Source organism: Kitasatospora albolonga (assembly GCF_039535905.1).
GTDB classification, from domain to species: domain Bacteria; phylum Actinomycetota; class Actinomycetes; order Streptomycetales; family Streptomycetaceae; genus Kitasatospora; species Kitasatospora albolonga.
In genome coordinates this window covers 1-12,177 of the sequence record NZ_BAAAYB010000047.1, presented here as the reverse complement: position 1 = coordinate 12,177, position 12,177 = coordinate 1, and the positions used below count along the sequence as shown (strand labels likewise).

At 73.9% G+C, this 12,177-nt stretch carries 10 protein-coding genes; 6 read left to right on the top strand and 4 right to left on the bottom strand.

Annotation, left to right across the window (positions count from 1 at the left end; all coding sequences use genetic code 11):
* Positions 1-24: 24 nt before the first annotated feature.
* Positions 25-882, bottom strand: coding sequence for a type I methionyl aminopeptidase (gene map, locus ABD946_RS11800; protein WP_345282719.1), 858 nt, complete (start codon positions 880-882; stop codon positions 25-27).
* A gap of 95 nt (positions 883-977) precedes the next feature.
* Between map and ABD946_RS11795 the strand changes: the two genes are divergently transcribed.
* The gene (locus ABD946_RS11795; protein ID WP_345282718.1) at positions 978-1,205 is read left to right on the top strand and encodes a hypothetical protein; all 228 of its coding nucleotides are present in this window, start codon (positions 978-980) and stop codon (positions 1,203-1,205) included.
* Between the two features lie 7 nt (positions 1,206-1,212).
* On the opposite strand, the gene ABD946_RS11790 is transcribed toward ABD946_RS11795, so the two are convergent.
* Positions 1,213-2,535, bottom strand: a complete 1,323-nt coding sequence (locus ABD946_RS11790) for an MFS transporter (RefSeq protein WP_345282716.1) — start codon at positions 2,533-2,535, stop codon at positions 1,213-1,215.
* Between the two features lie 79 nt (positions 2,536-2,614).
* Complete coding sequence (locus ABD946_RS11785) at positions 2,615-3,205, bottom strand: hypothetical protein (RefSeq protein WP_345282714.1); 591 nt, start codon at positions 3,203-3,205, stop codon at positions 2,615-2,617.
* 47 nt (positions 3,206-3,252) lie between these two features.
* Here ABD946_RS11785 and npdG point away from each other — a divergent pair, with 47 nt between their 5' ends.
* The 4 genes from npdG (at position 3,253) to ABD946_RS11765 (ending at position 6,054) form a co-directional block, all read left to right on the top strand.
* Positions 3,253-3,951 (top strand): NADPH-dependent F420 reductase, encoded by a 699-nt coding sequence (gene npdG, locus ABD946_RS11780; RefSeq protein WP_345282712.1) that lies wholly within the window; start codon positions 3,253-3,255, stop codon positions 3,949-3,951.
* A gap of 88 nt (positions 3,952-4,039) precedes the next feature.
* Positions 4,040-4,225: a hypothetical protein gene (locus tag ABD946_RS11775; protein ID WP_345282710.1), complete on the top strand. Its 186-nt coding sequence runs from the start codon at positions 4,040-4,042 to the stop codon at positions 4,223-4,225.
* Positions 4,226-4,291: 66 nt separating this feature from the next.
* The gene (locus ABD946_RS11770) at positions 4,292-4,957 is read left to right on the top strand and encodes a ThuA domain-containing protein (RefSeq protein WP_345282708.1); all 666 of its coding nucleotides are present in this window, start codon (positions 4,292-4,294) and stop codon (positions 4,955-4,957) included.
* The gene (locus ABD946_RS11765; RefSeq protein ID WP_345282706.1) at positions 4,954-6,054 is read left to right on the top strand and encodes a Gfo/Idh/MocA family protein; all 1,101 of its coding nucleotides are present in this window, start codon (positions 4,954-4,956) and stop codon (positions 6,052-6,054) included. The genes ABD946_RS11770 and ABD946_RS11765 overlap by 4 nt, the downstream gene beginning before the upstream one ends.
* Here the strand turns inward: ABD946_RS11765 and ABD946_RS11760 are convergent.
* Entirely contained in the window at positions 6,027-6,842 is an 816-nt protein-coding gene (locus tag ABD946_RS11760; RefSeq protein ID WP_345282704.1) for a site-2 protease family protein, read from the bottom strand. The two genes, ABD946_RS11765 and ABD946_RS11760, sit on opposite strands and share 28 nt — an antisense overlap.
* A 160-nt stretch (positions 6,843-7,002) precedes the next feature.
* On the opposite strand from ABD946_RS11760, the gene ABD946_RS11755 reads away from it, so the two are divergent.
* A complete protein-coding gene (locus ABD946_RS11755; RefSeq protein ID WP_345282702.1) occupies positions 7,003-10,329 on the top strand; it encodes an AfsR/SARP family transcriptional regulator in 3,327 nt (1,108 codons plus the stop codon).
* Positions 10,330-12,177 lie beyond the last annotated feature (1,848 nt).

Below are 12,177 nucleotides of genomic sequence, written 5' to 3'. Positions count from 1 at the left end.
CCGCCCTTCCCGCGTCCGGGTGCGTCAGAAGCCCTCGCCCGGGAGGGTGAGGATCTCGGCGCCGTCGGCGGTGACCACCAGGGTGTGCTCGAACTGGGCGGTGCGCTTGCGGTCCTTGGTGACCACCGTCCAGCCGTCCTCCCAGATGTCGTAGTCGTAGGTGCCCAGGGTGAGCATCGGCTCGATGGTGAAGGTCATCCCGGGCTTGATCACCTCGGTGGCCCGCTCGCTGTCGTAGTGCGGGATGATCAGCCCGGAGTGGAACGAGGTGTTGATGCCGTGGCCGGTGAAGTCGCGGACCACGCCGTAGTCGAAGCGCTTGGCGTAGGACTCGATGACCCGGCCGATCACGTTGATCTGGCGGCCCGGCTTGACCGCCTTGATCGCCCGGTCGAGGGACTCGCGGGTGCGCTCGACCAGCAGGCGGGACTCCTCGTCCACGTCGCCGCAGAGGTAGGTGGCGTTGAGGTCGCCGTGCACCCCGTGGATGAAGGCGGTGGCGTCGATGTTGACGATGTCGCCGTCCTGCAGCACGGTCGAGTCCGGGATGCCGTGGCAGATCACCTCGTTGACGGAGGTGCAGACCGACTTCGGGAAGCCCCGGTAGCCCAGGTCGGACGGGTAGGCGTCGTGGTCGCACATGTACTCGTGCGCGACCACGTCCAGCTGGTCGGTGGTCACCCCGGGGGCGATCAGCTTGGCCGCCTCGGCCATCGCCTCCGCCGCGATCCGCCCGGCGATCCGCATCTTCTCGATGGTCTCGGCGGTCTGCACCTCGGGGCCGGTGTACGGGGCCGGCTTCGGCTTGCCGACGTACTCCGGGCGCGGGATGTGCGCCGGGACCTTGCGGATGGGGGACTGGATGCCGGGTACGAGAGCCATGGCCGGAGTCTATCGGCCGTGGATCATCCGGCTCGGCTGTGCGTGCGAACCCGCCGCGCGGGTAGATGATCACCGTACGAGACCAGGAGGACGACATGCCGTTCGGGAAGAGCAAGCCCACCGGGAAGCCCGGTGAGTGGTTCTACTGCATCAAGCACAGCAAGGTCGAGGAGGGCCCGGAGTGCCCGGCCAAGGACCGCCTCGGCCCGTACGCCACCCCCGAGGAGGCGGCGCACGCGCTGGAGACGGCGGCCGAGCGGAACCGGGAGTGGAAGAACGACCCGGCGTGGAACGACGACGCCCAGCAGCAGCCGGGCAGCTGACGGGCCGTCAGGCCGCCAGCGCGTCGCGCTCGGCGGCCTGGGCCTCGTGCTGGGCCCGGACGGCGGCCACGTGCTCGTCGGTGCGGTCGTCGTAGCGCAGCAGCCGCGGCACCGCGGCGGTCAGGGCGACCACGCCGACCACGCAGGCCAGTCCGCCGGCCCAGACCGAGCCCCGGACGCCGATCGCGGTGGCCATGCCGCCGGCCCGGGCCTGGCCCAGCTGGGGGCCGACCGAGTAGCTGAGCAGCTCCACCCCGGCGAGCCGGCCGCGGAACTCGTCCGGGATCGACTGGTTCCAGATCGAGGACCGGGCCACGCCGCTGACCTGGTCGGCGCCGCCGGCCAGGGCCAGGCAGAGCAGCACCAGCCAGATGTTGCCGACCAGGCCGGCCAGCAGGATGGAGACGCCCCAGCCGAGCGCGGCCAGCACCAGCATCCGGCCGTGCCGGTGCACGTGCGAGGTCCAGCCGCCGGTGGCCGAGACCACCAGCGCACCGGCGGCGGTGGCCCCGTACATCAGGCCGAGCGCCCAGTCGGCCTTCAGGTCGGAGGCCCAGAAGGCGTAGATCGCGACCGGGAAGGCGAACAGCATCGCCACGATGTCGATCACGTAGGTGGAGAGCAGGTCCTTGCGTCCCCAGGCGTACTTGATGCCGTTGGCGATCGCGCTCAGCGAGGGCTTCTCCGCGCCGGTGGACGGCGGCACCGCCCGGATCTTGTAGAGCAGCACCAGCGAGGCCGCGAAGGTCAGCACGTCCAGCGCGTACGCGGTCTCCACCCCCGCGACCGCGACGATCACGCCGGCCAGTGCCGGGCCGGCCACCGAGGCGGCGTTGCGGTAGAGCGAGAGCAGGGTGAAGGCGGCGGGCAGCTGGTCGTGCGGGACGATCCGCGGGGTCATCGAGTCCAGCGCCGGGCGCTGCAGGCCGTCGGCGGCCGCGACCAGGGCGGCGACCAGGTAGATCGGCCAGAGCACCGGGCTCGGCAGCAGCGCGTTCAGCAGCAGCAGGCCGGAGAGCAGCAGCAGGCCGACCTCCGAGCAGAGCACCAGCTTGCGCCGGTCCAGCGCGTCGGCGAGGGCGCCGCCCCAGAGGCCGAAGACGATCAGCGGGACCAGCTCGACCGCGCCGATCAGGCCGACCGCGATCGGGGAGTTGGTCAGGTGCTTGATCTGCAGCGGCACCGCGACGTAGGTCAGGAAGCTGCCGAAGGACGAGACGCACCCGGCGCTCCAGAGCAGCCGGAAGTCCCGGGAGGAGCGCCACGGGGTCAGGTCGGGGCGCAGCCGCTGCCAGAAGGACGGGGGAGCGTCAGGGGGTTCGGAAGTCACGTTGAGCCATGCTGCGACGGTGCGTCTCCGAACGGCAAGCGAATTTCGACCCGGTCCGGTGGGATCCGGGCGGATCGGTCTACCAGCGGGAGAGCGGGGAGCCGGCCAGCCGCTCGGCGAGGCGGGCCAGCCGGCCGCGCGGGGAGGGGGCGCCGGCGGCGGAACTGACGAGGTGTTGGACCAGTTCGAACGGACCCTCGGTGTCCTCCCGCGCGTCGGCCGGGACGGTCAGCCGCTCGTGCGCCAGGCCGCCGAGCTCCGCGTCCCCGCCGTCCAGGGCCAGCACGGTGGCCCCGCCCCGACGGGCGTCCCGCACCCGCTCCAGCAGCGGCGCCCCGGCCGCCTCCGGAGCCACCAGCAGCACGGTGGCCCCGCGCCGGGCCTCCGTCAGCCGCCGCAGCCCGTGCGCCAGGTGGGCCGGGGCCTGCGGCTCCACCCGGTGCCGCAGCAGGGTCGGGGCCAGGCCCGGCAGGCCGGTCAGCCCGGCCTCCTCCTCCAGGTGGGCGGCCAGGTGCCAGGGCTCGTACGCCGCGGTGCCGACCAGCAGCAGGCCGGAGGCGGTGCGGCGCCCGGTGGCGCGGCGCAGCGTCCCGGCGAACTCCCCGGCCTCCTCCACCCAGCCCGTCCCGGTCAGGGCGGCCCGGAGTGCCGAAACTCTCATCGCGTCCATGGACCGTCAGCATGGAGAGGGCGCAGCGCATTTGGCAGGATTCCGGCATGACTTCCCACGATTCAGTGAACCCGCCCGTCGGTGCCCCCGCCCTGCCCGACGTCTCCGGCCTGGTGGTCGGCGTGCTCGGCGGCACCGGCGACCAGGGCCGCGGCCTCGCCTACCGGCTGGCCCGGGCCGGGCAGCAGGTGGTGATCGGCTCCCGCACCGCCGAGCGGGCCGAGGGCGCGGCCGCCGAGATCGGCTACGGCGTGCGCGGCGCGGACAACGCGGCCTGCGCCCGGGAGAGCGACATCGTGATCATCGCGGTGCCGTGGGACGGCCACGCCGCCACCCTCGCCGAGCTGCGGGAGGAGCTGGCCGGGAAGATCGTGGTGGACTGCGTCAACCCGCTCGGCTTCGACAAGCAGGGCGCCTACGCCCTGAAGGTCGAGGAGGGCAGCGCCGCCCAGCAGGCCGCCGCCCTGCTCCCGGAGTCCCGGGTCACCGCCGCCTTCCACCACCTCTCCGCCGTCCTGCTCCAGGACCGCGACATCGAGCGGATCGACACCGACGTCCTGGTCCTCGGCGACGACCGCGAGGCCACCGACCTGGTCCAGGCCCTGGCCTCGCTGATCCCCGGCATGCGCGGCATCTTCGCCGGCCGCCTGCGCAACGCCCACCAGGTCGAGGGCCTGGTCGCCAACCTCATCTCGGTGAACCGCCGTTACAAGGCCCACGCGGGCCTTCGCGTCACCGACGTCTGAACCGACCCGCGGGACCCCTGGCCGGGACCGCTCGGGCCGTCGGCGAGAATGGACGGCGTCCCGAGTCCCGGTCTAGGAGTTCCGTGCCATGCCCCGTAATGCCCTGTACGCGTCGATCGTGTTCGTGCTGGCGGTGTGCGCCGCCGTGGTGTCGTTCGTGCAGGGGACCTGGCTGGGGGTCGTCTGGGTGCTGATGGCCGGCGTCTCCAGCAACATCGCCTGGTACTACCTGCGCCGGGCGCGGGTGGAGAAGGCCGCCGCCGGACAGGGCTGACCGGGCCCCTGTGCGAATCCGCTGTGCCATGTAACATTTCACTGTTGCGACGGCCGGGGAGGGCGAATGGCACGGGCGGGTCGGACGGCGCTGGTGGTGCGGGGAGGCTGGGCCGGGCACGAGCCGGTCGCGGCCTCGGACCGGTACGCGGAGCGGCTGGAGCGGGACGGGTACCGGGTGGCCGTGTCGGACACCCTGGACAGCTACCTGGACGCGGAGCTGCTGGCCGGCACCGACCTGGTGGTGCAGTGCTGGACGATGGGCGCGATCACCGAGGCGCAGGCCGCCGGGCTGACGGCCGCCGTGCGGGCGGGGACCGGGCTGGCCGGATGGCACGGCGGGATCGTGGACGCCTTCCGGGAGAGCACCGAGTACCAGCTGATGACGGGCGGTCAGTTCGTCCACCACCCGCGGGAGCACGTCCGCTACCTGGTCACGCCGGTCGGGGAGCACCCGGCCACGGCGGGGGTCACGCCCTTCGAGCTGACCAGTGAGCAGTACTACCTGCACCTGGACCCGGCGGTGGTCCCGCTCGCGGTCACCGAGTTCGCCGCCGACCCGGACCACCCCGAGCTGACCGGCGTCACCGTCCCGGTCGCCTGGGCCCGGAGCTGGGGCGCGGGGCGGGTCTTCGTCACCGCGCTCGGGCACACGCCGGCCGACCTGGCGCACCCGCAGGCCGACCTGATGCTGCGTCAGGGCATGCACTGGGCCACCCGGGGCGCCGCGTGAGCGCCCCGCTGCGGGTCGGGGTGGTCGGGGCCGGGAAGATCAGCGGGGTCTACCTGGACACCCTGACCCGGCAGCCGGAGACCACCGTCACCGCCGTCGCCGACCTGGACCCGGCACGGGCCGGGGCGGCCGCCGCACGGGCGGGCGCGCGGGCCACCACCGTGGCGGAGCTCTGCGCCGCCGAGGACGTCGACCTGGTGCTCAACCTCACCGTGCCCGCCGCGCACGCCGAGGTCGCGCTGCGCGCGATCGCCGCCGGCAAGCACGTCTACGGCGAGAAGCCGCTGGCCGCCACCACCGAGCAGGCCCGTGCGGTGCTGGCCGCCGCGGAGGCCGCCGGGGTCCGGGTCGGCTGCGCGCCGGACACCGTGCTCGGTGCGGGCACCCAGACCGCCCGCGCGCTGCTGGACGCGGGGGAGATCGGCACCCCCTTCGCCGCGACCGCCTTCATGACCACCCCGGGCCACGAACTCTGGCACCCGGACCCGGAGTTCTACTACCGCCCGGGCGGCGGCCCGCTGTACGACATGGGCCCGTACCACCTGAGCGCACTGGTCACCCTGCTGGGCCCGGTCCGCCGGGTCACCGGCCTGGCCGCCACCCCGCGGCCGGAGCGGGAGGTGGCCACCGGGCCGCGGGCGGGGGCCCGCTTCCGCAGCGAGGTGCCCACCCACCTCACCGGGCTGCTGGAGCACCGCGGCGGGGCGGTGTCCACCCTGCTGATGAGCTTCGAGGTCTGGGCCGCCCGGCTGCCGCACATCGAGGTGTACGGCACGGCCGGCTCGCTCTCCGTGCCGGACCCGAACGACTTCGACGGCCCGGTCGCCCTGCACCGCGCCGGCGCCACCGGCTGGGAGCCGGTCGCCCCGCCGGCCGGTGAGTACGGTGCCGCCCGCGGCCACGGGGTCGCCGACCTGGCCCGCTCCCTGGCGGCCGGCACCCCGCACCGCGCCTCGGCCGGTCTCGCCCTGCACGTGCTGGACGTGATGGAGTGCCTGACCGCCGCGGCCGCCACCGGCTCGCCCGTCGAGGTGGGGACCACCTGCGAGCGGCCGGCGGCGACGGTGCGTCAGGACTTCCAGAAGCGGAACAGGTAGTCGCCCAGCGCCACGTAGTTGGTGTCGACGCCGAACAGGCCGATCACGCCGTCCACCACGCCGAAGAACCAGGAGTTCACCTCGGGCTGCCAGAGCAGCAGGAAGACCGCCAGCATGCCGTACGGGGCGATCTGGGAGAGGCTGCGCCGGGTCTGGTACGAGAGCCAGGGCTCGATGATGCCGTAGCCGTCCAGGCCGGGCACCGGCAGCAGGTTCAGCAGGGCCGCGCTGACCTGGAGCATGCCGAGGAAGGCCAGCGCCCCGGCCAGCGGCGAGACGTTGAGCTCACGGCCCATCACCTCGGCGTACACCGTGGGGTCGTCCAGCCAGCCGGCGCCGAGCGGGATCAGCAGGGCCGCCGCGAAGACCACGTTCACCAGCGGGCCGGCGGCGGAGATCAGGCTGTGCTTCAGGCGGCCGTTGATCCGGTGCCGTTCGATGTAGACCGCGCCGCCGGGGAGGCCGATGCCGCCGAGGATCACGAAGACCACCGGCAGCACGAAGCTCAGCAGCACGTTGGCGTACTTGAGCGGGTTGAGCGTCAGGTAGCCCTTGGAGCCGATGGAGATGTCGCCGCCGTGCAGCGCGGTGCGGGCGTGCGCGTACTCGTGCAGGCAGAGCGAGACCATCCAGCCCGCCACCACGAAGAGGAACACCCCGAACCGGGCGCTGCCGTAGCCGGTGGCGACCGCCCAGCCGGAGGTGCCCAGGGTGGCCAGCAGCACCCAGAACACCGGGCTGATCCGGCGCTCCTCGCGGCGTGAACGCTGGGCTTCGGCGAAGGTCATGACGGGCGGGCTCCGATGCGGGGAGTGGCGGGTGTGACGGTCGATCATGCCCGGCGGGCCTGACACCCACAAGGCGCGAGAGGTGAACGGACCGCCACGGGCGACGGTTCCGAAGGATATTCGTACCTGAGCGCGGCCCCGCGTCCCCGAGAATGGTCCGGTGCACTACGGCATCCTCGGAACCACCACCGCCCGCCGCGACGACGGCACCCCCGTGCCGCTCGGCGGGGCCCGGCTGCGCGCGCTGCTCACCGCCCTGGTGCTGCGCCAGGGCCGGCCCGTCCCGGCCGACCTGCTGGTGGACGAGGTCTGGGGCGCCGATCCGTCGCAGGACTCGGCCGCCGCGCTGCAGACCCTGGTCGGGCGGCTGCGCCGCACCGTCGGCCGGGAGGAGATCGGCTCCGGCCCGGCCGGCTACTGGACCACCGCCGCCCGGGCCAACGACCTGGCCGACTTCCAGCGGCTCACCGCCGAGGGCCGGGCGGCCGTGGCGGCCGGGGACTTCCCGCGCGCGGCCGAGCGGCTCTCGGCCGGCCTGGCGCTCTGGCGCGGACCGGCGCTGGCCGACCTGCCGGACCGCGGCGGCACCGCCACCCGCCTGGAGGCCGAGCGGGACGAGGCCCGCCGGGACCGGATCGCCGCCGAGCTGGAGCTCGGCCGGGCCGCCGAGCTGACCGCCGAGCTGGCCGAGCTCTGCGGGGCCCGCCCGCTGGACGAGCCGCTGGCCGTGCTGCTGATCCGCGCACTGCGGGCCACCGGACGCACCGGCGAGGCGCTCCAGCGCTACGAACTGATCCGCCGTGAGCTGGCCGAGCAGCTGGGCGCCGACCCGGGCGAGGCGCTGCGCACCCTGCACCGCGAGCTGCTGGACGGCCAGCCCGCCCCGCCCCCGGCCGCTCCGGCCGCCGCCGCCCCGCCGCGCCGGACCCAGGGGAACCTGCGCCGCCGGCTCACCAGTTTCGTCGGCCGGGGCGAGGACCTGGCCGCGCTGCAGTCCGCCCTGACGACGGGCCGGCTGACCACGCTGACCGGCCCCGGCGGCTCCGGCAAGACCCGGCTCTCGCTGGAGGCCGCGCTGGCCGAGCAGGACGGCGGCCGGTGGCCGGACGGCGTCTGGCTGGTCGAGCTGGCCCCGCTGGAGGACGCCGCCGCGGTGCCCGGCGCGGTGCTCTCGGCGCTCGGCCTGCGCGAGACGGTGCTGCACTCCGGCGGGGCCGTCGGCGAGGCGGCCCGCACCGTCGACCCGGTGCGCCGGATCGTCGAGCACTGCGGCCAGCACCGGATGCTGCTGGTGCTGGACAACTGCGAGCACCTGGTGCAGGCCGCCGCCGAGCTGGCCGACCAGCTGCTGGCCGAGTGCCCGGAGCTGACCGTGCTGGCCACCAGCCGGGAGCCGCTCGGGGTGCCCGGCGAGGTGCTGCTGCCGGTCGAGCCGCTGCCCGGCCAGGTGGCGATGCGGCTGCTGGCCGAGCGCGGCGCGGCCGCCCGTCCCGGCTTCGACCCGGCCGAGGACCAGGCCGCCTGCGCCGAGATCTGCCGCCGCCTGGACGGCCTGCCGCTGGCCATCGAGCTGGCCGCGGCCCGGCTGCGCGGCCTGACCCCGCGTCAGCTGGCCGACCGGCTGGACAGCCGCTTCGCGCTGCTGACGGCCGGCTCGCGGACCCTGCTGCCGCGCCAGCAGACCCTGCGCGCGGTGGTGGACTGGAGCTGGGACCTGCTGGGCAAGCGGGAGCGCGCGGTGCTGCGCCGCCTCTCGGTGTTCGCCGGCGGCTGCACCCTGGAGGCGGCCGAGGAGGTCTGCTCCGACGAGGCCGAGGTGCCCCGGGAGGAGGTCGCCGACCTGCTGCTCTCGCTGGTCGACAAGTCCCTGCTGGTGGCCGGACTGGGGGAGCGGCCCCGGTACCGGATGCTGGAGACCATCCTGGAGTACGCGGGCGAGCGGCTCGCCGAGGCCGGCGAGCCGGAGGTGGCGATGCGTCACGTCCGCTACCACCGCGAGCTGGTGCGCCGCGCCGACCTAGACATCCACGGCCCCGGGCAGCTGGCGATCCTCCAGCTGCTGGAGCGCGAGCAGGACAACGTCCGGGCCGCGATCCGCCGGGCGGTGGACCGGGGCGAGGAGCAGGAGGCGATGGTCCTGGTGCTCGGCATGGGCTGGTACTGGCAGTTGCGGGACTTCCGGGCCGAGGCCGCCGCCTGGTACGACGAGGTCTGCCGGCTCGGCCCGGACCCGTTCGCCGACGACGCCCCGCCGCCGGTGCCGCTGGTCGAGGGGCCGCTGGAGCACCCGCTGCCGATGGCGCCGGAGATGGCGCAGGAGGCCCGCCGCCAGGTGCACCTGCACCGCCTGGTCACGGCCTTCGCGGGGGGCCTGGAGCAGGAGGACCACGAGGTCCAGGTCGCCCGGGCCGAGCGGATCATGGACGCCTACGGTCCCGACCTGCCGCAGTCCTACCGCTTCCCCTCGCTGATGCGGGTCTTCGCGTCCTTCCTGACCGGCCGGATGGACAACATGAAGGGCCTGCTGGACGAGGCGGTGGCGGGCGCCCGGATCCACGGCCGCGAGACCGACCTGGCCTTCCTGCTGCAGATCCGGGCCCGCACCCTGAACGACTGGGTGGGCGGGCTGCCGCAGGCGGTGCTGGACGCCAACGAGGCGCTGGAGATCTTCACCCGGCTCGGCGACCGCTGGGGCCGCTCGGAGGCGCTGGCCGCCCAGGCCGAGGCGATGGGCAACGACGGCGACGCGGCCGGGGCGGCCCGGACGTACCGTCAGTCGATCGAGCTGGCCGAGGAGTTGGGCGCGTACCACGAGGTGCCGATGCTCAAGGTGCGGCTCGGCGAGGCACTGCTGCAGACCGACCCCGACGAGGGCGAGCGGATGGTGCGCGCGGCGCTGGCCGAGGTGGAGCAGGGCGGCACCGGATCCGCCGACGGCGCGCAGCTGTTCGGCCGGCTGGTGCTCTGCGGGCTGCTCAGCCGCCGCGGGGAGCACGCCGAGGCGCTGGCCGAGCTGGACTACCTGACGGAGCACAAGCAGCTGCTCGGGCCGCTGGTGCCCGGGGTCTTCACCGGCCTGGTGCTCTGCATCCGCAGCTGGGTGGTGGCCCGGTCAGGGGACCCGGAGGGGGCGCTGGCCGTGCTCAAGGAGGGCCGGTACCGGATGCGGGACGTCCCCGGCATGGCCGGGGTGTTCGCCGATCACATGACGGTGCTGCTGATCCCGTCCTTCGTCGGCACCCTGCTGGCGGTCGGCGAGCACCGGGGGGACCGCTCCCTGATCCGCTTCTCCACGGTGCTGCTGGGTTCGCACGACGCCCTGCACGGCCCGCGCGGCACCTTCATCGAACGGGAGGAGCGCGAGAAGGCCCACGCCTCGGCGCGGGCCCTGCTCGGTCAGGAGGAGTACGACGCGGCCCTCGCGGAGGGCGCGGCGCTCGACCTCCCGCACACCAGCGAACTGCTCGACCGGGTGCGGGACTTCTAGGAGCTGGTGGCGGTCAGGTCCGCTTGCGGAAGCGGGCCACCGCCAGCGGGGCGGTGGATCGCTTGACGCAAGCAGGACCTGATCGACCACCAGCTCCTAGAAGTCCCGCACCCGCGTACGAGCAGTTTAGTGTGTGGCGGGAGGTCGGCGCCGCGACACCTCCCGATGGGGCCGCGTCGTACTCCTCCTGACCGAGCAGGGCCCGGCCGAGGCGTGCCGCCTTCTCGCGGCTCCTCCCGTTCGATTGAAGGTGCCCGGCAGGGCCGTGCAAGGGCGTCGTGCGAAACCCAGCGAGCACCGTGGAGTGGGAGAGCGGATCAGGGAGCGGGGGCCCCCGCCCGGTGTGTGCCGAGCCGCGAGCGAGGGGTATGCGACGAAAGGACGGGGAAATTCACAACGCCCGATAACCGTGTGTGTATTGTAGTGGGCGAAAACACCCGGCCAGAGAGGGGGGGACGTTCCGCAATCCGGTACCGGCCCTCCTTCGACGCACGGCCAGGCGCCCCCTCCGGTCCCCTGACGCGCGAGCCAACCACCCACAGATGTACGATGGCAGAGCAGCTACAGTGCCACGGTGAAGACCCCGGGCACCAGCGGCCGAGTCTAGCTGCTCTGTGTTCTCCGTCATGGTATTGAGACGCAGACTGTCGTGCCAAGCGCCTCGGCGTGCTCCCCGCGGCGGTCTGTGTAGCAGGCCACCCGCCAGAGCACCAGCCGGCCCGCAACATGCGGCCGTCGGCGGACCCCCCGAGCTTCCGCACCCTGCTCCAACCTCGGCCAGCCGCGCGCCCGCAAGATATTCCGCTCGCTTGCGTCTCGTCCAGGGTCACACGCGTCACCACGTGCGAAGCATTTGTGCCTCGCCGAGCCCACATGCAGCATCCCCGCGCACCCACCCGTCGGTACGCGCCCCAACACACACCTCCGGCCAGCTACGACGACTCGACCGCGCCGTAGACGATCCGGGGCCAGCCCGGCCGCGTCGCGTCGTTGCCATCGCCTCGGCATGGGCGGCCAGCGCCTTGGCGAGGCCACGGCCCCAGCGGTTCGGCCGAGCCGGGTGAAGGATCTCCAGCGCCTCGTTGCGTCCTAGCAGGCGCCCTGCGGCACAGCACGCCCCACCGCAGGTTCGTTCAGCGTGGGCGCCAGTGATCTGTAGGCAGGAAGCCATGGGTCGCGCGTACGTCACGCGGCCCGCTAGGATCGATCGGGCGCCCCGCCGACAGCCCTCGGTCCCAAGCAGGCCCTTATGTTGTCCACACACACACGGCCGAGTTCAGGAAGGACGCGAAGAACCGCCATCAGCGCTGAGGGGGATCCCCCCCCCCCCCAGAGCGCGATCGTAGAGTTGACGTGACGAGGTCGTGGGACCGTAGGCGTCATGCCCATTCCGCTCTGGGCCCGGGCGACCTGACCTCGTGGTCCCCTGCTCCGAGGGCCCCGCCGCGCGATAGGCCCCCGCGGGTCCATAGGCGGTGCATGTGTGGCACCTGTCCGGCGGGCCTCCTGCGGCCATCTGTCCCCGGCGCCATCGGGCACGGTGTGCTCCAGCGGCGTCCGCCTCTCTGGACCAGCGGTGTCACCGGCCGGCGGGGCGTCGTCGGGCGAAACGGGTCCGGAGCCGAGCGGGGCAGACGCTCGTGGTACCAGGCGGCGGGCCTCGGCCACGGAAGTCCCGCAACTGCCAGTACCAGCCCATGCCGCCCCGAGAACGAGGACAATCGCCTCCGGGCTCCTCGCCGGCCCCGGCTCCGATCGGCCCGCCGGGGTATCCGCGGCCCGGACGCGTGTGCTGTTTTCCCATGCTCGCCGCCCTCCAGCACACGCTGGAGGATCCGCCAGCTGCCC